Annotated in this window: 21 protein-coding genes; 4 read left to right on the top strand and 17 right to left on the bottom strand. The window is 70.8% G+C overall.

The window, feature by feature from the left end; translation table 11 throughout:
* Nucleotides 1-12 precede the first annotated feature (12 nt).
* The 3 genes from nusB to EDF33_RS13415 all read right to left on the bottom strand — a co-directional run bounded on the left by nusB (nucleotide 13) and on the right by EDF33_RS13415 (nucleotide 2,822).
* Nucleotides 13-465, bottom strand: a complete 453-nt coding sequence (gene nusB / locus EDF33_RS13425) for a transcription antitermination factor NusB (protein WP_123294314.1) — start codon at nucleotides 463-465, stop codon at nucleotides 13-15.
* 11 nt (nucleotides 466-476) lie between these two features.
* Nucleotides 477-1,040 carry an elongation factor P gene (gene efp / locus EDF33_RS13420; protein WP_111083909.1) on the bottom strand — a complete coding sequence of 188 codons (564 nt, stop codon included), beginning with the start codon at nucleotides 1,038-1,040 and terminating at the stop codon, nucleotides 477-479.
* Nucleotides 1,041-1,130: 90 nt separating this feature from the next.
* Complete coding sequence (locus EDF33_RS13415) at nucleotides 1,131-2,822, bottom strand: AarF/UbiB family protein (protein ID WP_131879640.1); 1,692 nt, start codon at nucleotides 2,820-2,822, stop codon at nucleotides 1,131-1,133.
* Nucleotides 2,823-3,259: 437 nt separating this feature from the next.
* Here EDF33_RS13415 and EDF33_RS13410 point away from each other — a divergent pair, with 437 nt between their 5' ends.
* Nucleotides 3,260-3,439 (top strand): hypothetical protein, encoded by a 180-nt coding sequence (locus tag EDF33_RS13410; protein WP_123937793.1) that lies wholly within the window; start codon nucleotides 3,260-3,262, stop codon nucleotides 3,437-3,439.
* 7 nt (nucleotides 3,440-3,446) lie between these two features.
* Here the strand turns inward: EDF33_RS13410 and EDF33_RS13405 are convergent, their stop codons facing one another.
* Nucleotides 3,447-4,061 carry a nucleoside deaminase gene (locus tag EDF33_RS13405; RefSeq protein ID WP_123937792.1) on the bottom strand — a complete coding sequence of 205 codons (615 nt, stop codon included), beginning with the start codon at nucleotides 4,059-4,061 and terminating at the stop codon, nucleotides 3,447-3,449.
* 406 nt (nucleotides 4,062-4,467) lie between these two features.
* On the opposite strand from EDF33_RS13405, the gene EDF33_RS13400 reads away from it, so the two are divergent.
* Nucleotides 4,468-5,781 carry an LLM class flavin-dependent oxidoreductase gene (locus EDF33_RS13400; protein WP_207906699.1) on the top strand — a complete coding sequence of 438 codons (1,314 nt, stop codon included), beginning with the start codon at nucleotides 4,468-4,470 and terminating at the stop codon, nucleotides 5,779-5,781.
* On the opposite strand, the gene aroB is transcribed toward EDF33_RS13400, so the two are convergent.
* The 9 genes from aroB to EDF33_RS13355 all read right to left on the bottom strand — a co-directional run bounded on the left by aroB (nucleotide 5,778) and on the right by EDF33_RS13355 (nucleotide 16,148).
* Nucleotides 5,778-6,875: a 3-dehydroquinate synthase gene (gene aroB / locus EDF33_RS13395; RefSeq protein ID WP_207906698.1), complete on the bottom strand. Its 1,098-nt coding sequence runs from the start codon at nucleotides 6,873-6,875 to the stop codon at nucleotides 5,778-5,780. The genes EDF33_RS13400 and aroB overlap by 4 nt on opposite strands.
* A complete protein-coding gene (locus EDF33_RS13390) occupies nucleotides 6,872-7,408 on the bottom strand; it encodes a shikimate kinase (RefSeq protein WP_123938106.1) in 537 nt (178 codons plus the stop codon). The genes aroB and EDF33_RS13390 overlap by 4 nt, the downstream gene beginning before the upstream one ends.
* 89 nt (nucleotides 7,409-7,497) lie before the next feature.
* On the bottom strand, nucleotides 7,498-8,718 hold the full coding sequence (gene aroC, locus EDF33_RS13385; RefSeq protein ID WP_123294309.1) for a chorismate synthase: 1,221 nt from the start codon (nucleotides 8,716-8,718) through the stop codon (nucleotides 7,498-7,500).
* A gap of 43 nt (nucleotides 8,719-8,761) precedes the next feature.
* Nucleotides 8,762-10,348 carry an endolytic transglycosylase MltG gene (mltG, locus tag EDF33_RS13380; RefSeq protein ID WP_243648770.1) on the bottom strand — a complete coding sequence of 529 codons (1,587 nt, stop codon included), beginning with the start codon at nucleotides 10,346-10,348 and terminating at the stop codon, nucleotides 8,762-8,764.
* Nucleotides 10,349-10,437: 89 nt separating this feature from the next.
* A complete protein-coding gene (gene ruvX, locus EDF33_RS13375; protein WP_173168791.1) occupies nucleotides 10,438-10,881 on the bottom strand; it encodes a Holliday junction resolvase RuvX in 444 nt (147 codons plus the stop codon).
* A gap of 8 nt (nucleotides 10,882-10,889) precedes the next feature.
* Nucleotides 10,890-13,547: an alanine--tRNA ligase gene (alaS, locus tag EDF33_RS13370; RefSeq protein ID WP_123294307.1), complete on the bottom strand. Its 2,658-nt coding sequence runs from the start codon at nucleotides 13,545-13,547 to the stop codon at nucleotides 10,890-10,892.
* Nucleotides 13,548-13,627: 80 nt separating this feature from the next.
* Nucleotides 13,628-13,810: a hypothetical protein gene (locus EDF33_RS13365; protein ID WP_111083901.1), complete on the bottom strand. Its 183-nt coding sequence runs from the start codon at nucleotides 13,808-13,810 to the stop codon at nucleotides 13,628-13,630.
* A 132-nt stretch (nucleotides 13,811-13,942) separates the two neighbouring features.
* Nucleotides 13,943-14,572, bottom strand: a complete 630-nt coding sequence (gene rpsD, locus EDF33_RS13360) for a 30S ribosomal protein S4 (RefSeq protein WP_111083900.1) — start codon at nucleotides 14,570-14,572, stop codon at nucleotides 13,943-13,945.
* Nucleotides 14,573-14,795: 223 nt separating this feature from the next.
* Nucleotides 14,796-16,148: a replication-associated recombination protein A gene (locus tag EDF33_RS13355; RefSeq protein ID WP_111084157.1), complete on the bottom strand. Its 1,353-nt coding sequence runs from the start codon at nucleotides 16,146-16,148 to the stop codon at nucleotides 14,796-14,798.
* Nucleotides 16,149-16,277: 129 nt separating this feature from the next.
* Here EDF33_RS13355 and EDF33_RS13350 point away from each other — a divergent pair, with 129 nt between their 5' ends.
* Together EDF33_RS13350 and EDF33_RS13345 are read left to right on the top strand one after the other, a co-directional pair.
* Nucleotides 16,278-17,090, top strand: a complete 813-nt coding sequence (locus EDF33_RS13350; protein WP_123339722.1) for a peptidylprolyl isomerase — start codon at nucleotides 16,278-16,280, stop codon at nucleotides 17,088-17,090.
* A gap of 113 nt (nucleotides 17,091-17,203) precedes the next feature.
* A complete protein-coding gene (locus tag EDF33_RS13345; RefSeq protein WP_173168634.1) occupies nucleotides 17,204-18,436 on the top strand; it encodes a DUF349 domain-containing protein in 1,233 nt (410 codons plus the stop codon).
* 99 nt (nucleotides 18,437-18,535) lie between these two features.
* On the opposite strand, the gene EDF33_RS13340 is transcribed toward EDF33_RS13345, so the two are convergent.
* Genes EDF33_RS13340 through truB form a run of 4 tightly spaced genes read right to left on the bottom strand, consistent with a single transcriptional unit; the run spans nucleotide 18,536 to nucleotide 21,320 of the window.
* Complete coding sequence (locus EDF33_RS13340) at nucleotides 18,536-19,498, bottom strand: bifunctional riboflavin kinase/FAD synthetase (RefSeq protein ID WP_123937788.1); 963 nt, start codon at nucleotides 19,496-19,498, stop codon at nucleotides 18,536-18,538.
* 8 nt (nucleotides 19,499-19,506) lie between these two features.
* Nucleotides 19,507-19,953: a hypothetical protein gene (locus tag EDF33_RS13335; protein ID WP_123339724.1), complete on the bottom strand. Its 447-nt coding sequence runs from the start codon at nucleotides 19,951-19,953 to the stop codon at nucleotides 19,507-19,509.
* Nucleotides 19,954-19,998: 45 nt separating this feature from the next.
* Nucleotides 19,999-20,364 (bottom strand): hypothetical protein, encoded by a 366-nt coding sequence (locus tag EDF33_RS13330; RefSeq protein ID WP_111083896.1) that lies wholly within the window; start codon nucleotides 20,362-20,364, stop codon nucleotides 19,999-20,001.
* The gene (gene truB, locus EDF33_RS13325; protein ID WP_132100295.1) at nucleotides 20,361-21,320 is read right to left on the bottom strand and encodes a tRNA pseudouridine(55) synthase TruB; all 960 of its coding nucleotides are present in this window, start codon (nucleotides 21,318-21,320) and stop codon (nucleotides 20,361-20,363) included. The genes EDF33_RS13330 and truB overlap by 4 nt, the downstream gene beginning before the upstream one ends.
* Nucleotides 21,321-21,334: the final 14 nt, after the last annotated feature.

Raw genomic sequence — 21,334 nt, 5'->3', positions numbered from 1 at the left:
ACGTGCACAAGCCTAGCGGGACTCCTGGTCCCCTGCGACCGTCCGACCGGACGGTGCACGACCGCCGGCGACGGCTCCGAGGACACCGTTCACGAAGCCCGCGGAGTCCTCGGTCGAGAGCGACTGGGCGAGCTCGACGGCCTCGGCGATCGCGACGGCGTCCGGCACCTCCGGGTTGAACCGGAGCTCCCAGACGGCCATCCGCAGGATGCAGCGGTCGAGGACCGGCATCCGGGCGATCGACCACCCCTGGGCGTGGTCGATGATGACGGAGTCGATCTCGTGACGGGCGTCGTCGACGCCCGTCACGATCTGCCGTGCGTAGTCCCAGCTCGAGGCACGCTCGGGCTGGTCCAGGTGACGGACGGTCTCGGTCGCCAGGACGTCCGTGATCGGGAGCTCACGCACCTCGGCCACGTACAGCATGTCGAGGGCGCGCTTGCGGGCCTTCGAACGAGCACTCATACGGACGTCGCCTAGGAGTTGACGCGGCCGAGGAAGCTGCCGTCGCGCGTGTCGATCTTCACCGTGGTGCCGCTCTCGAGGTAGAGCGGGACCTGGATGCGGTGGCCGGTCGCGATGATGGTCGCGTCCTTGGTGCCACCGGAGGAGCGGTCGCCCTGCAGGCCCGGCTCGGTCTCGACCTCGGTCACGATCGACGTCGGGAGCTCGACGTAGAGCGGGTTGCCCTCGTTCATCGCGATGGTGACCATCGCGGACTCGAGCAGGTAGTTCTTCGCGTCGCCGACGACCGTCGCCGAGACCGGGATCTGGTCGTAGGTGTCGGTGTCCATGAACACGTACGAGTCGCCGTCCTCGTAGAGGAACTGGTAGTCGCGGCGGTCGACCACGGCGGTGTCGATCTTCGCACCGGCGTTGAAGGTGCGGTCGACGACCTTGCCGGAGACGACGTTCTTCAGCTTGGTGCGGACGAACGCGCCACCCTTGCCGGGCTTGACGTGCTGGAACTCCACGACCGACCACAGCTGGCCGTCGATGATGAGAACGGCGCCGTTCTTGATGTCAGTGGTACTGGCCATGAGTCTTCGGTGTCCCGTTCGGTCGTGTTGTGAAAGGTCTTCGGGCCGCGCTGGCCCCGGACGAGTGTAGCGGACGCCCGACCGTCGCCATCAGCGCCGTCGCCGGGCGCGCCAGGAGTCGATGGCCGCCCAGCCGAGCAGCACCACGGCCGCTCCCCCGAGCAGTGCCCCGGCCACCGCGGTCGAGATCGCCGCGTCCGGGCGGGCGGGCAGTGCCAGGTAGACGATCGCCAGGATGCCGGCACCGGCGCCGAGCAGCACGAGCAGGATGCGCCGGATCATGCCGGACACGAGCTCGCGGTCGCGGCGGTCTGCGAAGAGCCGGATGTTGACGGTGAACTTGCCCGTCTCGATCGCCTCGCCGATCCGGTCGACCCGGCGCGGCAGCCGTCGGGCCGCGGACACGACGCCGATCAGCTCCTTCGCCGCCAGGTCGCGCAGCTTGCCGGGGCGCAGCTGGTCGGTGATCTGCTCACGGGCGAGCCCGCGGGACTCCTCGAGCAGGTCGAACGACGGCGCGAGCGTGCGGAGCGTGCCCTCGAAGATCGCCAGCGCCCGCGCGGCCGCGACGAAGTCCGGCGGCGCCTTGAGCCGGTACCGCCCGAACACCTCGACGGCGTCGTCGACCGTCTCGACGCCGATGCGCGCGCCCGGTCCGAGCTCGTCCGCGACGAAGCGCGCGATGTCCCGACGGAAGTCGGGCTCGTCGTGCGCGTCGCGCACCGGTGCCATCCGCAGGACCGCATCGGCGATCCGCGAGGTGTCGTCCTGCAGGTAGGCGACCAGTAGGTCCTGGACCGTGTCCCGGAGGGTCGGGTCGAGCCTCCCGACCGATCCGAAGTCGATCAACGCGGGCCGCCCGTCGGGCAGCACCAGGACGTTCCCCGGGTGCAGGTCGGCGTGGTACAGGCCGTCGAAGACGACCTGTCGCAGGAACGCGCGGAGGATCGCGCGCATCGGGCCGTCGAGGTCGCGGTCCGCGCGCTCGGCGCGGATCGCGCTGAGCGTGTCGCCCTCCAGGAACTCCATCACGAGCACGCGGCGCCCGGACAGGTCCGGGTACGGGTCCGGGAACCGGACCTCGTCCGGACGGGCACTGCGGGCCTGTGCGGCACGCAGGGCGGTGAGGTTCCGCAGCTCCGAGACGAAGTCGACCTGGCGGACCAGGTCGTCGGCGTACTGCGCGGCCACGTCCTGCACGCCGACCTGCCGGGCCTCGGTCGACCAGCGCGCCATGAAGCGGACGACACGGAGCGCGATGTCGACGTCACGGCGGACGGCGGCGTCGATGCCGGGACGCTGCACCTTGACCGCGACCGCGGTGCCGTCGGGCAGGCGGGCGCGGTGGACCTGGGCGATCGAGGCCGCGGCGACGGGCACCGGGTCGAAGGACGCGAAGACCTGGTCGACCGGTGCGCCGAGTTCCTGTTCGAGCAGGGCGAGCACCTGGTCGGCGGGGGCGGCGGTGACGTTGCGCTGCAGGTGGGCGAGTCCCTCGGTCCACTCCTCCGGTAGCAGGTCGTCGCGGGTGGAGAGCAGCTGGCCCATCTTCACGAACCCGCCGCCCGCTTCCTCGAGCGCACGGCGCAGGTGCTCGGCCTGGCTGCGGCGCAGGTCGGCGGTGGCCGGGTCGTGCGAGAAGTCGAGGCGACGGAACGGGACGAGGCGGTGGCGTCTCGCGATCGACAGCAGTTCGGTGAACCGGCGGCCGCGGGACCGGAGGGTGCCGGTGTCGGCCTCCTGCGAGCCGGACAGGTCGCTCAGTCGGGGTGGGTTGGGCACGTCGTCAGTCTGCTCCCCGCTGCTGGGTCCGCCGGGTGCGCCGGTTGTCGTGCACAGGCCGGGAGGCGCGGTCCGGCATCCACAGGTCGGCTCGCGTGTCGCGTCGGGTCGCGCCCACTGCCGCAGGCTTGCCCAATGGAGACAGCACTGGTCGCGGCGTGCATCGCCGCCGGCGCGGCGATCGTGGCGGCGGTCGTCAGCTGGTTCGGGGCGTCCCAGAGCCGGCGGACGACCGATCGAGAACACGCCTGGAAGCGGTTCACCTGGTCGCTCGCCCAGCCACGAGGCGGCGGTGCATACGACATTTCGAGAACTGTGCTCCGGGAACTCGAGACCGTACGGTGGTGGTCGAAGGCGGACCGACGGCTCGCCACTCGTGCACTCCGGAGGCGAACCGCCGCCGATCACGTCCACCCTGAGGAAGAGGAGTCCACCTGATGCCGATCTTGCGACCCTTGCCGGATGCGCCCGACGTGGACGCGGACGACGACGTGCTCTTCGCGTGGGACAACGGAGCCACCGTCGCGGAGTTCCGGGAATGGCAGCGGACCGGCGTCCTCACGGTGTCGATGCAGGTCAAGTGGTGGTGGCGACGGACGCGGCGGGTGTTGCGCTGACGCCGGGTCAGGCACCGCTGCCGTTGTAGCGCGCGGTGGCGCCGGACTCGACCAGGTCGCGGTAGCGCTCGAGCGCCGTCTCGGCACCGGTGCCGTGCTCCTGGTGCACGTCGATCCCCCGAGCAACGAGCTGCTCGCGCCAGTCCCCCGGCACCGGACCCTCGTCGAAGCCCGTGATCCGCTCGACCGTGGCTCCGTCGGCGGCGAACTCCAGCGCGGAGACCCCCGACCACAGCAGGGCCCCGAGGCACATCACGCACGGTTGGGCGTTCACGACGAGCACACGCCGGTGGCCGACGTCACGGCCGAGGTTCCAGGCCCCCGTCCGAGCCTGTGCGAGTCCGAGGGTGACGACCTCGGCGTGCATCGACGACAGGTTGGTGTGCAGCACGAGGTTCACCCCGAGGGCGACGACCGCGCCGGTGTCCTCGTCGACGACGGCCGCCGCGAACGGACCGCCGGTGCCCTCCTCGACGTTCCGTTCGGCGAGGGCGTTCACGAGCGCGAACCGTTCCGCACGGGTGCCGAGGTGTTCCGGAGCAGCGGCCTGCGCGTCGCGGAGCCAGTCGGGGACGCCGACACGGAGCTCGGTCGGGAACGGGGCGAGGGCTGCTGCAGACATGCGGCGACGCTAACGGCGCATCGTTTCGACGGTGTTTCCCGATCGAAACGATGCCGAAACACCGCGCCCGTAGCGTCGTCCACCACCGGCTCGAGCCGGTGGGAGAACGCAACACGAGACAGGGGGGCGACGATGACGGCACACCACGCGACCGCCGCGTCCCGCTGCTGGCCCCGCGGCGCCATCGCGCACGGACACTGACGTCCGTTCGTCCGTCTGACCGCCGCGCGCCGATCCGCCGGGCGGTCCACGTGCTCTGGAGCGCGCCGTCTCGCCGAGCCGCGCCGATCCGCGCACCCTGCTCCGTGCCTCCCGTCCGTCCGCCGGAGGCACCCACCCACCTGCTGCACCGTCCCACCTGCTGCACCGTCCCACGTGCTGCACCGTCCCCTCCGAGAGGACCCCCGTGACCACGATCCACCTCGCAATGTTCCTGTTCCCCGGCTACCACCTCGGCGCCTGGCGCCTGCCGGACGCCGTCCCCGAGCTCGACCTCGGCATCGACCACTACGTCCGCGCCGCCGAACTCGCCGAGGCAGCGAAGCTCGACGCCCTGTTCTTCGAGGACCAGGCCGCAGTCCGGCGCAGCAACGACATCCTGGCCGGCGACACCTACGGTGCCGCGAACCCCCGCTCGATCCACTTCGACCCGACGATGCTCCTGCCCGCCCTGGCGATGCGGACCACGCACCTGGGTCTCGCGGCGACGTCGACCACGACCTTCAACGACCCCTACAACCTCGCGCGGCGGTTCTCGACCCTCGACCACATCAGCAAGGGCCGCGCGGGGTGGAACCTCGTGACGTCCTTCAACGAGGACGAAGCCCAGAACTTCGGACTCGACGCCCACGTGCAGCACGCCGCCCGGTACGAGCGGGCGAGCGAGTTCGTCGACGTCGTCACCGGGCTCTGGGACTCGTGGGACCCGGACGCGATCGTGCGCGACAAGGAGTCCGGCACCTACTTCGACATCGAGAAGATGCGGTTCCTGCAGCACGACGGCGAGCACTTCCGCGTGCGAGGACCGCTGACGACGGGTCGGAGTCCGCAGGGCCGGCCCGTCGTGTTCCAGGCGGGTGCCTCGGAGCCGGGCCGCGCACTCGCGGCGCGCACCGCCGACGTGGTCTTCACCCTGCAGTCCGACCCGGACGAGAGCCGTGCGTTCCGCGACGACATCCGAGCGCGCGCCGAACGGTTCGGCCGCGACCCCGACCACGTCAAGGTGCTCGTCGGGATGACCCCGATCGTCGGCGACACCGACCAGGACGCACGCGACCTCGCCGACCGGATGATGGCGTTGATCCCGGACGACCTGGCACTGAGCAACCTGAAGCCCCTCGCCGGTGGCGTCGACTTCCGGCAGTTCGACCTCGACGCGCCCGTGCCGGAGCTGCCCGAGTCGAACGCCGGCAAGTCGCACCGGGCAGCGATCATGGCGGTGTCACGGCAACAGGGGCTGTCCGTCATCGAGACCGCCCGGTACTTCGCCGAGGGCAGCTACCGGAAGATGATCGGGTCACCGTCGACGATCGCCGACACCATGCAGGCGTGGTCGGAGGCCGGGGCGTGCGACGGGTTCCTGGCGGTGCCGACGCACTTCCCGGCCGGGGTCGAGGACTTCACCCAGAAGGTCGTGCCGGAGCTGCAGCGCCGCGGACTGCACCGGACCGAGTACACCGGACCGCACCTGCGCGACCACCTGGGCGTGCAGAAGTACTAGACGCCGACCTCTTGGTAGGCGGTGAACAGCAGGTGGTCCTCGGGGCCCTCCAGGATCACCGGCTTGCCGACACCGTCGAGGATGATGAACCGGAGCATGCCGGCCCGGGCCTTCTTGTCGCGACGCATCGCGGCGAGGAGGCCCTGCCACCGGCCGATGCCGTACGAGGTCGGCAGGTCCAAGGAGTCCAGGATCGCCCGGTGCCGGTCCACGGTCGCGTCGTCGAGGTGGCCCGTCAGGCGTGCGAGCTCGGCGGCGAACACCATGCCGACCGACACCGCAGCACCGTGCCGCCACTGGTACCGCTCCGCGTGCTCGATGGCGTGCCCGAGCGTGTGACCGTAGTTCAGGATCTCGCGTCGTCCCTGCTCGGTGAAGTCGTCGGACACGACCTCGGCCTTCAGCGTGATGGCCAGTTCGACGACCCGGCGGAACTCCGGCGTCGTCGGGTCGGTGACGCGGGCGACGTCGGCCTCGATGATGTCCAGGATCTCCGGCACGGCGATGAACCCGGCCTTCACGATCTCGGCGAAGCCGGTGAGGATCTCGTTGCGCGGCAGGGTGCGGACGAGGTCGAGGTCGGCGACCACCGCGCGGGGGGCGGAGAAGGAACCGACGAGGTTCTTGCCCTCGTTCGTGTTGATGCCGGTCTTCCCGCCCACGCTGGCGTCCACCATGCCGAGCACGCTCGTCGGCACCGACACGTACGGCACCCCGCGCAGCCACGTCGCCGCGACGAAGCCCGCCAGGTCGGTGACGGCACCGCCGCCGAGGCCGATGACGGCGTCGGTGCGGGTGAAGTCGGACTGGCCCATGATCTGCCAGCAGAACGACGCGACCTCGATGCGCTTGGCGGCCTCGGCGTCCGGCACCTCGGCGATGAGGGCTTCGAGGCCGGCGTCGACGAGCAGGTCGCGCAGGTCGTTCGCCCGCGCACCGAGGGTCGGGGCGTGCACGATGAGGACCTTGGCGACGCGGGGGCCGAGGATCGCGGGCAGCGAGCCGAGCAGGCCCGAGCCGACCGCCACCACGTAGCCGTCGTCACCGCCGACGCGGATCTCGGTGGTGCCTGCGGGCAGGATCGGGTCGGTCACGGTGCTCCTTCGGTGGTGGTGCTGGTGTCGTCGCGTCGGCCGGCGCTGGTGTCGCCGCTGGCGCCGCTGTCGCTCCGCAGCCAGGTGACGACCTCGTCGACCACCCGGGACATCGGACGGCGCGAGGTGTCGACGACGACGTGCGCGAGCTCGGCGTAGGTCGCCGCTCGCTCGTCCATGATCGTCTGCCAGGCGTCGATGCCGCCGTTCGCGAGCAGGGGCCGGTCCGAGCCGGCGATCCGCTCGGCGACGGCCTCGGGCGAGACGGTGAGCAGGACGATGCGGGCGCCGGACAGTGCCTCGCGGGTGGCGGCGTGCGTCACCGCTCCGCCGCCGACTGCGATCACGCCCCCGGTGCCGAGGGCGGTCCGGACGGCGTCGGCTTCGAGGGCACGGAAGGCCGGCTCACCACGGTCGGCGAAGATGCCGGGGATCGGTCCGTGCTCGCGGACGATGACCCGGTCGGTGTCGGTGAACGGCACGCCCAGCGCCTTCGCGACGCGCTTGCCGACGCTGGACTTGCCGGCGCCCATCGGGCCGATCACGACGACGGGCGCAGCCAGACCTCGCGCGGCACCGCCGGACGGGACGTCGCCGGGCGCGGCGCCGCCGCCAGTCGTGCTCACGACGCGTCGGCCGGTGCCGCCGGCTCCGTCCGACGGGTGCGGAGCGTCTCCGGGATCGACGCGAGGTAGGCGTCGAGGTTGCGCTTGGTCTCGACGACGTTGTCCCCGCCGAACTTCTCGAGCACGGCGTCGGCGAGCACGAGCGCCACCATCGCCTCGGCCACGACGCCGGCGGCCGGGACCGCGCAGACGTCGGACCGCTGGTGGTGCGCCGAGGCGTCCTCGCCCGAGACGACGTCGACGGTGTGCAGCGCGTGCGGCACGGTCGCGATCGGCTTCATGCCGGCACGGACGCGCAGGACGGTGCCCGTGGACATGCCGCCCTCGGTGCCACCGGCACGGTCGCTCGTGCGGTAGATCTCGCCGTCCTCGCGGTAGAGCTCGTCGTGGGCCGCGGAGCCGCGACGGCCAGCGGTCGCGAAGCCGTCGCCGACCTCGACGCCCTTGATCGCCTGGATGCCCATGATCGCCGCGGCCAGACGGGCGTCGAGCCGACGGTCCCACTGCACGTGCGAGCCGAGCCCCGGCGGGACGCCGTAGAACAGCACCTCGACGACGCCACCAAGGGTGTCGCCGTCCTTCTTCGCGGCCTCGACCTCGGTCACCATGCGCGCCGAGGTGTCGGCGTCGAAGCAGCGCAGCTGGTCGTCGTCGAGACGGTCGACGTCGTCGGGGAGCGGCAGGTCGGTGCCGTCCGGCACGCGGACCGTGCCGACCTGCAGGGTGTGCGCGACCGACCGCATGCCGAGTTCGGCGAGGAAGGACTTCGCGACGGCGCCGAGCGCGACGCGGGCCGCGGTCTCACGGGCGCTCGCGCGCTCGAGGATCGGGCGGGCCTCGTCGAAGCCGTACTTCTGCATGCCGACCAGGTCGGCGTGGCCCGGACGCGGGCGGGTCAACGGGGCGCTGCGGCCACGCGACATCTCGGTGGACTCGACCGGCTCGGGGTTCATGACCTCGACCCACTTCGGCCACTCGGTGTTGCCGATCCGGATCGCGATCGGGCTGCCGAGCGAGAACCCGTGCCGGACACCGCCGGACACGTGCAGCTCGTCCTGTTCGAACTTCATGCGCGAGCCGCGACCGTAGCCGAGCTTGCGGCGCGCGAGATCGGTACGGATGGACTCGAACGACACCGGGACACCCGCGGGCAGGCCCTCGAGCATCGCGATCAGTTCGGGTCCGTGGGACTCACCAGCAGTCAACCAACGAAGCATGCTGCAATCCTCCCACAGCGCACCGCCGTGCGACGTCGCCGCCCTACTGGTAGTCGGGGTGCGCCCGGAGCCACGCCTGGAACTGCTTCACCGCGACGAGGTGCTCGTCGTAGGTGTTCGAGAACACCGTCTCGCCGGTCTCCAGGTTCACCGTCACGAAGTACAGCCACTTGCCCGGGGCCTCGTTCGTCACGGCCTTGATGGCGATGTCCCCGGGGTTCGAGATCGGTGCCGGCGGCAGCCCCTCGTGCACGTACGTGTTGTACGCGTTCGACTCGTCGGCGCGCTCTGCGTCGGTCGTCGTGACGGTGTGCGTGTTGCCCGTGCCGTAGGCGACGGTGGCGTCGGACTGCAGGCGCATGCCCTGGTCGAGCCGGTTCTGGAACACCCGCGCGACCTTCGGGTAGTCGGCGGCGAGGCCGGCTTCCTTCTGCACGAGCGACGCGAACACGATGACGTGCTCCTGGTCGGCCTCCTTGACGCCGGCGGCGGCCAGGTGCTCCTTCATCGTGTCGACCATCGACCCGAAGTACTGCTCCGCCGTCCACCCCGGGTTGATCGGGTACGTCGCGGGGAACAGCCAGCCCTCGAGCGTGGTGACGCCGGACGGCAGGTCGTACGCGGACACGTCCTTCGCGGCCTTGGCGACCTCGGTCTTGGTGAGCCCGGCCTTGGAGACCATGCCGGCCTCGATGTCCGCCAGCGCGGTGCCCTCGGGGATCACGATCGAGGCCTGCACGCGGTTCTTCTCGTCCTGCAGCGCGGCCAGGGCCGACTTCGAGCTCATCTGCTTCTTCAGCGAGTACGAACCCGGCTGGAACTGCACGTCGGGCGACGCCAGCAGCAGCTTGTAGAAGACCTTCGAGTCCTTCACGACCCCGCTGCGCTGCAGCGTCGCGGCGACGTTCTCGCCGATGTCGCCCTGCTTGATCGTGATGGTGACCTTGGCCTTGCCGGAGCCGGTGTAGTCGTCCGGTTCGGTCGAGCCGCTGACCGCGGCGACGATCTGCTGGATCTTCGGGGCAGCGAACGCGTACGCGCTCACCCCGCCGGCCACGACCACGGCGACGATCACGATGCCGGCGATGAGCGGCCCGCGACGGCGCTTCGGGCGCGGTTCGCGCGGCGGCCTGGAGGCTCCCCCGCGTCCGCCACGGCCACCACGTCCGCCGCCTCCCGCGGCTCCACCGCCACCGGTGCGCCCGGCGTCGTCGGTACCGTCGGGCCCGTCGGACCCGGCTCCGCCGACGGCGGGCGCCGAGGGCACCACCTCGCCGGTCAGCAGCGCGGCGACCTCGGGATGGAGTTCAGGGGCCGCCTGCTGCGGTCGCACGGGCTCCGGTGCCGGCTGCTCGCGCGGAGCGGTCGAGTCGGGGTCCATGCGGTCGGCAGCGACAGCGGGCTCCTCGGGTGCCGGCTCGGAGTCGGGCCCGGGAACGGCGTCGCGACGAGCGCGTTCCGCTTCGAGCGCCCGAGCCTCGCGACGGGACATCGGACGGTCCGGCTGCGGGGTCACCCGCGCGGAGTCATCACGGTCATCGGTACCTGCTGCGCGGTCGGAAGTGGTCTTCCGCCGCTCGGCTTCGTTGCCGGGCGCGATGATCGCGTTCCAGTCCAGATCGTCTGCCAACGGTTCTCGGTCTCTCGGTCGGGAACTCCGCCTGGGCACCGTCGTCCTCGGGTGACGGAAGGGCAGCCGGGTCGCGGCGGGTTGCCCTGTCAGGGAAGCGTGGTGCCCGGAGGGGCACCGGCACTGCGTTCGTGGTCGAGCGCGTGTTGCAGAATGATAACAGCGGCCGCTTGGTCGATCACGGACCGCGACTTCTTCGTGTTCTTGCCGGCCTGGTGCAGTCCGCGTTGCGCGGTCACCGTGGACAGTCGTTCGTCGACCAGCCGGACCGGGCGGCGCTCGGCGATCCGGGCCGCGAACGCCCGCGCGTCGTCCGTCGACGGGGTGTCGCCGCCGGACATCGACAGGGGCAGTCCGACGACGAGCTCGAGCACGTCGTACTCGTCCGCGATCTCGAGGATCCGACGCAGGTCGGTCGAGTCGTCGCGGCGCACGGTCTCGACCGGCGTCGCCAGCAACCCGTCGCGGTCGCACACGGCGATCCCGATCCGGGCACGGCCGACGTCCACGCCGAGCCGCCGCCCGGACCGGATCGCCACGATCAGCCCGCGATCCGAGCGGTCACGGCGCGGAGCGCAGCCGGGAGCGCAGCCGGGTCGGTGCCGCCGCCCTGGGCCAGGTCCGGCTTGCCGCCGCCGCCACCACCGAGCACACCGGCGGCCTCCTTGGCGAGCGGACCCGCCTGGACGCCCGCGGAACGCGCCGCGTCGTTCGTCGCGACGATCACGATCGGCTTCCCGCTCACCACGGCACCGAGCACGACGACGGCAGCGCCGTCACCGAGCTGCGCACGGACACCGGTCGCCAGCGAGCGCAGGTCGTCGCCGGACTGCAGGCCGTCGACGGTCTCGGCCACGACGGTGGTCGTGCCGACGGTCGTCGCGGTCCGTGCGATCGACGGGACCCGTTGCTGCAGGTTCGCCGACTCGAACTCGGCGATCCGCTTCTGCGCGGTGCGGAGGTCCTCCATGAGCGACTGCACACGCGTGGGCAGGTCGGCACGGGGGGCCTTCAGCGCGCTGGAGAGCTGCGAGACGATCGTCCGCTCGACCGCGAGGTCACGGAAGCCCTCGAGCCCGACGAGCGCCTCGACACGACGGTTGGTCGACCCGACGCTCGACTCCCCCACCAGGTTGACGAGTCCGATCTGGGCACTCGACGCGACGTGCGTCCCACCGCAGAGCTCGCGCGACCACGGACCACCGATGTCGACCATGCGGACCTCGGCGCCGTACTTCTCACCGAAGAGCGCCTGCGCACCGAGCGCCTTGGCCTCGTCGATGGGCATGATGCGGGTCGAGACCTCGAGGTCGGTGCGGATCGCGGTGTTGACGACCTCCTCGATCTCGGAACGGGTCGCGAGCGAGATCGGCTGCGACCACGAGAAGTCGAGGCGCATGTAGCCGGACTTGTTGTACGAACCCGCCTGCAGCGCCTCGGGGCCGAGGATGTCGCGGAGCGCGGCGTTCACCAGGTGCGTCGCGGAGTGCGCCTGCGTCGCGCCGCGACGGTACTCGGCGTCGACCACGGTGCTCGCCGCGTCGCCCACGCCGACCTCGCCCGAGCGGACCTGGACGGTGTGGCTCCAGAGGCCAGCGACGGGACGCTGGACGTCGAGGACCTCGAGGTCGAAGCCGTTGCCGACGATCGATCCCTGGTCGGCGTCCTGGCCACCCGACTCGGCGTACAGCGACGTCTCGCCGAGGACGACCTCGGCGATGTCGCCCGCCACGGCCCGGTCGACGCTGACGCCGCCGACGATGATGCCGAGCACGTTCGTCTCGGCCTCGAGCGCGTCGTAGCCGAGGAAGACCGTCTCGCCCTTCGCCCGGAACGCGCTGTACACACTCAGGTCGGCGATCGCGGTCTTCTTGCTCTTCGCGTCGGCCTTCGCCCGGGCACGCTGCTCGGACATCAGGGTCTCGAACGCGGTCCGGTCGACGTGGACCCCGGCCTCTTCGGCCATCTCCATCGTCAGGTCGATCGGGAACCCGAAGGTGTCGTGCAGCAGGAACGCGGTGTCCCCGCCGATGGACGGAGCACCGTCCTGCTTCGCGCGCTCGACGGCGACGTCGAGGATCGTCGTGCCCTGCGCGAGCGTGCGGAGGAACGTCTCCTCTTCCGCGTAGGCGATCCGCGCGATGCGGTCGTAGTCGGAGGCGACCTCGGGGTAGGCGTCGCGCATCGCGTCGCGGGACGCCGGGAACAGCTCCGGGAACGTCGCGGTCTCGACCCCGAGCAGGCGCATCGCACGGACCGTGCGGCGCAGCAGACGACGCAGGATGTACCCGCGGCCCTCGTTCGACGGGCTCACGCCGTCGGCGATGAGCATGAGCGCGGAGCGCACGTGGTCCGCGATGACCCGCATGCGGACGTCGTCCTCGTGCACGGCGCCGTAGCGGCGGCCGGAGATCTCGGACGCGCGGTCGAGGACCGGGCGGACCTGGTCGATCTCGTACATGTTGTCGACGCCCTGCTTGATGAAGGCGACGCGCTCGAGCCCCATGCCGGTGTCGATGTTCTTGTTCGGCAGCTCGCCGGTGATCTCGAAGTCGTACTTCGAGCGGACGTCCGCGATCTGGTACTGCATGAACACGAGGTTCCAGATCTCGACGTACCGGTCGTCGTCGGTGGCCGGGCCGCCGTCGATGCCGTACTCGGGCCCGCGGTCGAAGAAGATCTCGGAGCAGGGACCTGCGGGTCCGGGCTGGCCGGTGGACCAGTAGTTCGTGTCCTTGCCGAGTCGCTGGATGCGCTCCTCGGGCAGGGAGGAGTGCTGCTTCCAGAACGCGATCGCCTCGTCGTCGTCCTCGTAGACCGTCACCCAGAGGTCGTCGGGCGAGAAGCCGAGCCCGCCGTCGGACTCCGGGTTCGTCAGGAACTCCCAGGCGAACTGGATCGCCTGCTCCTTGAAGTAGTCGCCGAACGAGAAGTTGCCGTTCATCTGGAAGAACGTGCCGTGGCGAGGGGTCTTGCCGACCTCTTCGATGTCGTTCGTGCGGATGCACTTCTGCACGCTCGTGGCACGGGGGTACGGCGCGGGGACGAGCCCGGTCAGGTACGGGATGAACGGCACCATGCCGGCGACCGTGAAGAGGAGCGACGGGTCGTCGGAGACGAGGGACGCGGACGGGACGACGGTGTGGCCGCGGTCACCGAAGTACTGGAGCCAACGGCGGCGGATCTCTGCGGTCTGCATGGTGCTTCCTGGGTTCAGGTCGGGGGTGGGAGGTGGAGGCGGGACGACGGTGCGGCCGGACCGCGGTGGAGCTCGACGACTCAGACGTCGGTGCGGAGCTCGGCCCCGCGGGACCGGTACCCGTCGGCGACCGCGCCCGTGAAGGCCTTCGTGCTCGCGTCGACGACGGCGAAGAGCCGTGCGCCTCCGGGGGTCCTGGCGACCTGGTGCGCCACGGCGAACCCGATGACGACGCCGACCGCGACGAAGAACAGCTGCTTCACGGTGCCTCTCCCTCTGTGCACCCTGGCGGTGCATGCCCGGACAAGCTTAGCCGCCGGGCACTTCGGGGCCGGAACGCCGAACGGCGGGCCGTCCTCGAGAGGACGACCCGCCGTTCGGGTGTGATCAGTGGATCAGCGAGCTGCGTAGTACTCGACGACGAGCTGCACTTCACAGGTCACGGGGACCTCGGCGCGCTTCGGGCGACGCACGAGGCGGGCCTGGAGCTTGTCGATCTCGACCTCGAGGTAACCCGGGACCTTCGGCAGGACTTCCTGGTGGCCACCGGCAGCGGCGACCTGGAAGGGCTCCATCGACTCGGACTTCGGCTTGACGTGGATCAGCTGGCCCTCCTTGACGCGGAAGGAGGGGCGGTCCACGAGCTTGCCGTCGACCAGCAGGTGACGGTGCACGATCAGCTGACGGGCCTGCGCGGTGGTGCGGGCGAAGCCGGCACGGACCACGAGGGCGTCGAGGCGCTGCTCGAGGAGCTCGACCAGGTTCTCACCGGTCAGGCCCTTCGTCTTGCGGGCCTCTTCGAAGACGATGCGGAGCTGCTTCTCGCGGATGCCGTACTGGGCGCGCAGACGCTGCTTCTCACGGAGGCGGACGGCGTAGTCGCTGTCCGCACGACGGCGCGTACGGCCGTGCTCACCGGGGCCGTAGGGGCGCTTCTCGAGGTAACGGGCCGCCTTCGGCGTCAGCGGGATGCCGAGTGCGCGCGACAGGCGGGTCTTGCTGCGGGTACGTGACTTGGTAGACACAGGGTCCTTTTCTCTGTTCGAACTGAATACTCACCGGAGGCCGGGCACGCGAGTGCCCGTGGCCCCGACGACGGGATCCAGAGGGATGAGCCTGTGGGATCGGACGGCTACAGTCCGAACCTCTGCCCCCGTACCACCGGAGTGGCACTCTGTCCTCAACGCAGCCGTGCTCGAGGACCAGGACGTAGGCCCGGCAATGCTAGCAGGAAGTCGACGTGCCGTCCTACTGCCCGCGGGTGATCTTCCGGAGTCGTTCGAGCCGCGGACCGACCTCGCGCTCGTAGCCGTTCGCCGTCGGGGTGTAGTACTCGGTGCCCTCGAGCGCATCGGGCAGGTACTGCTGCTCGGCGACCCCGTGCTCGGCATCGTGCGAGTAGACGTAGCCCTTGCCGTGGCCGAGTCGCTTCGCCCCGGCGTAGTGCGCGTCGCGCAGGTGCATCGGCACGGTGCCCATCCGGCCGGCCTTGACGTCCGCCATCGCCGCGTTCACACCGTTGTAGGCGGCGTTCGACTTCGGCGCGGTCGCCAGGTACACGACGGCCTCGGCCAGGGGGATGCGGCCCTCGGGCATGCCGATGAGCTGCACGGCCTGGGCCGCCGCGACGGCGATGGGCAGCGCCTGCGGGTCCGCCATGCCGATGTCCTCGGACGCCGAGATGATGATCCGGCGCGCGATGAAGCGGGAGTCCTCGCCCGCCTCGATCATCCGCGCGAGGTAGTGCAGCGCGGCGTCGACGTCGCTCCCCCGCACCGACTTGATGAACGCGCTGATGACGTCGTAGTGCTCGTCGCCCTGCCGGTCGTACCGCAGGAGTGCACGGTCGACGGCCGCGGCGACGGTGTCCGCGTCGACCACCGGCACGGTGTCGTCGTCGTCGTCCTGGGCCGCGGTGGCCGAGGCCGCAGCGGCCTCGAGCGCCGTGAGGGCGCGTCGGGCGTCACCCGAGGCCAACCGGACGATGGCCCCACGTGCCTCGTCACCGAGGACGACCGCGCCACCGAGGCCGCGGGGGTCCTCCACCGCACGGTCGACGAGCATGCCGAGGTCGGCGTCGGTGAGCGGCTTGAGCGTCAGGAGCAGGGACCGGGACAGCAGCGGGGAGATGACCGAGAACGACGGGTTCTCGGTGGTGGCCGCGATGAGGATCACCCACCCGTTCTCGACCCCGGGCAGCAGGGCGTCTTGCTGGGCCTTGCTGAACCGGTGGATCTCGTCGAGGAACAGCACGGTCGTGGACCCGTAGAGGTCGCGGTGGGTGAGGGCCTTCTCCATGACCTCGCGCACGTCCTTGACGCCGGCGGTGACCGCGGAGAGCTCGACGAACTCGCGCCCGGACTGCCGCGCGATGGCCTGTGCCAACGTGGTCTTGCCGGTGCCGGGAGGACCCCAGAGGATGACCGACACACCGCCCGGGTTGTCGCGGGTACCGGTGGCGAGCTGCACGAGCGGCGACCCGCGGCCGAGCAGGTGCTGCTGGCCGGCGACCTCGTCGAGGCTGGTCGGGCGCATCCGGACCGCGAGCGGGACGGAACCCTGCGCGAGACCGGCGCGACCGCCCGTCGTGGGCGCACGCATGCTCGAACGGTCCGCTGCCATGCACCAATCGTAGGCCGACCCACTGACAGCCCCGCGCCTCCCAGGCCGTTGATGGTGACGACTCGGATACGCTCGTTCCACACTGCGACGAGAGGGCAGAACAGCACCGTGGCACCGAAGAACCCAGCGCGCGACAACCGCGAGGCGCGCGAGCGTCTCCGTCTCTACCAGGCCCGCCAGGGACTCCACGACCGGCAGCGCCGCCGGCGTGTGCGCGACAACCTGGTCGGCGCCGGTGTCCTCGTACTGGTCGCCGCCCTGGCCACCGGGTCGCAGCTCGCCTTCGCGGGCTCGCAGGGCAACGGGTCGGCGGACGCCAGCGCGAGCGCCACCGCCACACCGACGCCCTCGGCGAGTGCCACGGCGGCGAACACGGGCGACGTGCCGAGCAAGGAGATCGCGAAGGGCGCGACCTGGACGGGCTCGCTGACGCTCAACAAGTCGATCGACCTCGGCATCGAACTGGACGGCGCGAAGGCCCCGCAGGCCGCGAGCGTCGAGATCTCGTTGATCAAGGAGCAGTTCTACAACGGCACCACCTGCCACCGGCTGGCCGACAGCGACGGGTTGAAGTTCCTGCAGTGCGGTTCGGCGAACGGCGACGGCACGGGCGACGCCGGGTTCGAGTACGGCCCGCTCGAGAACGTCCCGAGCGACGGCGTCTACGACGAGGGCACCATCGCGATCGCGCGGTCGACGTCGCCGTACTCGCAGTCGACCCAGTTCTTCATCGTCTACGGCGACACCACGCTCGACGGCTCCACGGGCGGATACACGGTCGTCGGGAAGGTCACGAGCGGCCTGTCCGAACTCGAGTCGAAGATCGCCGCGAAGGGCATCTCGTCGCCCGGCCAGGACGGCACCGGTGAGCCGAAGGTGGCGACGACGATCACCGCCGCGACCATCGCCCAGGAGAAGTAGTCCACAAGCCGTTGCGTCCGGCGGGCCGCGGAGCCCGTCCGTGCAATAGGCTGACGACCTGACCGTGCCGACGGTGACGTCGGCGATGCACGACCACGATCGAGGCGAGACCTGTGGGATCTGACGAAGCAACGACCTGGGGGCGGGTCGACGAGAACGGGACCGTGTACGTCCGGTACGAAGAGACCGAACGTGCTGTCGGTGAGTACCCGGACGCCACCCCCGAAGAAGCCCTCGCCTACTTCGCGCGGAAGTACGCCGACCTCGAGGGGCAGGTGAAGATCGCCGAGCAGCGCGTCCAGCGTGGTGCGTCGGCGAACGACGTCGCCCGGACGGTCGAGCACCTGACGACCCTGGTGGCCGAAGCCCGCGTGGTCGGTGACATCAAGTCGCTCGAGACCCGAGTGGGCGCGCTCACCGAGCAGCTCGGCTCGCTCACCAAGGAGCAGGCAGAGCAGGCGCAGCAGGCCCTGAACGACGCCCTCGCGCACCGTGCGGCCCTGGTCGAAGAGGCCGAGGCACTCGCGGCGGTCGACCCGGCACGCGCGCAGTGGAAGCAGATCACCGCGCAGCTCGACGACGTGTTCGCCCGCTGGCAGCAGCACCAGCACGACGGCCCGCGCATCCCCAAGAACGAGGCCAACGAGCTCTGGAAGCGGTTCCGCGCAGCGCGGTCCACCGTCGACCAGCACCGTCGCGCGTTCTACTCCGAGCTCGACGCGCAGCACCGCGACGCCCGCACCCGCAAGCAGGAACTCGTGACCCAGGCCGAGGCACTCGCCTCGCGCGGGTCCGACGCGATCCCGGACTACCGCCAGCTGCTCGACGACTGGAAGAACGCCGGGCGCGCCGGCAAGCGCCACGACGACGCCCTCTGGGCGCGGTTCAAGGCCGCCGGTGACGTGCTGTTCGAGCAGCGCCACGCCGAGAGCGCGGCCGAGGACGAGGAGTTCTCCGGCAATCTCGAGGCCAAGCAGGCGCTGCTCACCGAGGCCGAGCCGCTGCTCAAGGCGACCGACCGGGTGGCGGCGCGCAAGACCCTGACCGGCATCCAGCGCCGCTGGGACGAGGTCGGCAAGGTCCCCCGCGCGGATGTCCGTCGCATCGAGGACCGCCTGCGTGCGATCGAGGACCACGTGCGTGGGCTCGAGGACGCGCACTGGAAGGAGTCCAACCCGGAGCGCAAGGCCCGGCAGACCGGACTCGCCAGCCAGCTCGAGGACGCCATCGGCAAGCTCGAGTCCGAGCTCGCCGACGCGCAGGCCTCCGGCGACGCCCGCAAGATCAAGGACGCCCAGGAAGCGCTCGACGCCCGCAAGATCTGGCTCGACGCCCTCGGCAGCTAGTCACCACACGACGACGCCCCCGTGACCGATCGGTCGCGGGGGCGTCGTCGTGTGGTGCCGTGTGGCGCCGTCTGCTGGCGTCCGGTGTGGCGCCGCCGTTCAGACCGGCGTGGGCAGGCCCAGCAGCAACCGGATGTCGAGGTCGTCCTGCCGCATCTGCGTGGCGAGCTCGTCCATCGAGTCGAACTTCACCATGCCGCGGACGTACGAGACGAACAGCACCGAGATGCGGTCGCCGTACAGGTCGAGGTCGACGTCGAGCAGGTGCGCCTCGATCTGCTTGGCGGGCACGCCCTCGAACGTCGGGTTGTTGCCGACCGAGACGGCCGCCGGGTACACCGTGCCGTCGTGCAGCACGCGCGCGGCGTAGACGCCGTCGGCCGGTGCGAACCCCTCGAACGCCGGGTCGAGGTTCGCCGTCGGGTACCCCATGGCGCGCCCGCGCTGGTTGCCGTGCACGACCGTGCTGCGGACCGCGTGCTCACGCCCGAGCAGCCGGGCGGCCTCGGCCACCCGGCCGTCGCCGAGCAGTTCGCGGATCCAGGTCGACGAGACGCGTCGCTCGCCGTCGGGGCGGACGTCGTCCACCAGGTCGACGTCGTCGATGAGCTCGACCGTGAAGCCGTGCTGCTCCCCCAGGGTGCGGAGCAGGGCGACGTCGCCGGCACCCTTCGCCCCGAAGCGGAAGTCGCTGCCGACGAAGACGAGCCGGGCGTGCAGGGTGTCGACGAGGATCTCGGACACGAACGCCTCGGGCGACTTCGACTGCAGTTCCTCGTCGAAGCGGAGCAGCAGGGTGGCGTCGACCCCGGCGTCGTCGAGGAGCTCGCGCCGCTGCGCCGTGCTCGTGAGTGCCGGCGGGACGTGCTGCGGGTCGATGACGTTGAGGGGGTGCCGGTCGAACGTCACCACGGTGGCGACCAGGCCCTGTTCGTGGGCGGCGCGCTCCAGGTGCGCGATCACCGCGCGGTGTCCGACGTGCACGCCGTCGAACTTGCCGATCGTGACGGCGCTCGGACCGAAGCCCTCGGCCACGTCGGCGATGTCGTCGTAGAACTGCACGGCTGCTCCTACTCGCCCACGGGGGCGGTGGTCGATGCGGGCACCGGTTCGACCGTCGCGGTGCGGTGGTGCTTGCGGAGCCACCAGAGTCCGGCGATCGGCAGCACCAGCGGCGCGAAGGCGTACCCCATGCCGTAGTACGACCAGATCGTGTCGTCGGGGAAGAGCTGCCGGTCGAACAGCGAGAGCGTGCCGATGACGAGCACACCGGTCATCTCGAACACGATCGTGACGCACGCGACGCGGTACCAGAAGCGTCCGGGCACGATCAGGGCGATCATCGCCACGATGTACACGACGGCGGCGATGGCGCTCACCGTGTACGCGAACGGCGCGAAGGAGAACTTCTCGATGATCTGCACGACGCTCCGGCCCGTCGCCGCCAGGGCGAGGATGCCGTACACGGCGATGAGGACGCGGCCGATGCCGGTCGCGAGTGAGGATCTTGTCGCCATTGCACCGATTCTACCGACGTGCGCGGACCACCATGACGCTCGGCGTCAGTTCAGGGCGAACCAGATCTGGTACATCCGGTAGATCATGACCGCGACGGTGAAGGCGCCGGCGCCGAGGACGACGGTGCTCCACTTCGTGCGGTCCACGAGCGCCCAGACGATGGCCGCCGGCGGCACCAGGAGCACCGACACGGCGTAGACCCCGAACTCGAGGGCGTTGCCGTCCGGCGGGCTGCCCGTCGCGGGCAGCACGATGGAGATGACGCCCTGCACCAGGAGCAGGACCTCGATGAGCGCGAGGGACCCCACGGTGTAGTCGTTCGGCTTCCAGCCGATGAACCCGACCACGACGGCGAACAGCCCGGCCAGGACCGCGACGACGAGCTGGACCCACATGAACCACTCGATCACGCGTGCGCCCCGTTCTGCGACGCCGGAGCAGCCGGCGCCGGGAAGTTCGTGATGACCCGGAGCAGTCCGCGCCGGACCGAGACCAGTCCGACGAGGCGGTCGTCGTCGACGGCCACGGCAGCCACCGGCTCGTCCGAGTCGGGGTGGTCGGCTGCGACGCGCTTGCCGTCGGTCAGGTCCTTCGCCGCGGCCGCGTCGAGCGACACCGACGAGAACAACCGGCGTGCCACGTCGGCCGGACGAGCGAGCGCCGCGCGGACGTCGACGGCGTCGTCCTCGAGGTCGATCGCGTCGGCCACGTCGAACGGACCGACCTGGGTGCGGCGGAGCGCGGTGAGGTGCGCGCCGGTGCCGAGGGTGGCGCCGACGTCGCGTGCGAGGGCCCGGACGTACGTGCCGGACGAGCACGTCACGACGACGTCGAGGTCGACGACCGCCACCTCGGCACCGTCGACCGTGACGGTGCGGTCGTTCCTGCCGGTGACGTCGAACCGCGAGACGGTGACCGTGCGGGACTTCAGCTCGACGGTCTCACCCTTGCGCGCCAGGTCGTACGCGCGGCGCCCGTCGACCTTGATCGCGCTGACGGTGGACGGGACCTGGTCGATCGTGCCGCGCTGCAGGGCGACGGCACGTTCGACGGACTCGTCCGAGACGTCCGCTGCGGCGATGCCGGTCGCGGCGGTCGGGGTGCCGTCGGCGTCGTCGGAGTCCGTGGACACGCCGAGCCGGATGGTGGCGGTGTAGGTCTTGCCGAGGCCCACCAGGTGGGTGAGCAACCGGGTGGAGTGCCCGATCCCCAGGAGCAGCAGCCCGGTCGCCATCGGGTCGAGGGTCCCCGCGTGCCCGACCTTCTTCAGACCGAGGCGGCGGCGGGCGATCGACACGACGCGGTGGCTGGAGATCCCCTGCGGTTTGTCGACGAGGAGGATGCCGTCCGGCACGGTTTCGAGCACCAGAGGAGATTACC

The organism is Curtobacterium sp. PhB146 (assembly GCF_004342995.1).
GTDB lineage: Bacteria > Actinomycetota > Actinomycetes > Actinomycetales > Microbacteriaceae > Curtobacterium.
Note: the sequence above shows the minus strand (reverse complement) of the source record. Positions and strands in the feature narration are given on the sequence as shown.

What these genes read in the sequence shown, in the direction of transcription:
- EDF33_RS13390 (WP_123938106.1), bottom strand. Translation starts at nt 7,408, where the DNA reads ATGGGCGCCGGCAAGTCCAGCGTCGGCAAGCGCGTCGCGAAGGCGCTG.
- EDF33_RS13410 (WP_123937793.1), top strand. Translation starts at nt 3,260, where the DNA reads ATGCCGATCTTGCGACCCTTGCCGGATGCGCCCGACGTGGACGCGGAC.
- EDF33_RS13355 (WP_111084157.1), bottom strand. Translation starts at nt 16,148, where the DNA reads ATGCGTGCGCCCACGACGGGCGGTCGCGCCGGTCTCGCGCAGGGTTCC.
- efp (WP_111083909.1), bottom strand. Translation starts at nt 1,040, where the DNA reads ATGGCCAGTACCACTGACATCAAGAACGGCGCCGTTCTCATCATCGAC.
- nusB (WP_123294314.1), bottom strand. Translation starts at nt 465, where the DNA reads ATGAGTGCTCGTTCGAAGGCCCGCAAGCGCGCCCTCGACATGCTGTAC.
- EDF33_RS13335 (WP_123339724.1), bottom strand. Translation starts at nt 19,953, where the DNA reads ATGGCGACAAGATCCTCACTCGCGACCGGCATCGGCCGCGTCCTCATC.
- EDF33_RS13405 (WP_123937792.1), bottom strand. Translation starts at nt 4,061, where the DNA reads ATGTCTGCAGCAGCCCTCGCCCCGTTCCCGACCGAGCTCCGTGTCGGC.
- alaS (WP_123294307.1), bottom strand. Translation starts at nt 13,547, where the DNA reads ATGCAGACCGCAGAGATCCGCCGCCGTTGGCTCCAGTACTTCGGTGAC.
- aroC (WP_123294309.1), bottom strand. Translation starts at nt 8,718, where the DNA reads ATGCTTCGTTGGTTGACTGCTGGTGAGTCCCACGGACCCGAACTGATC.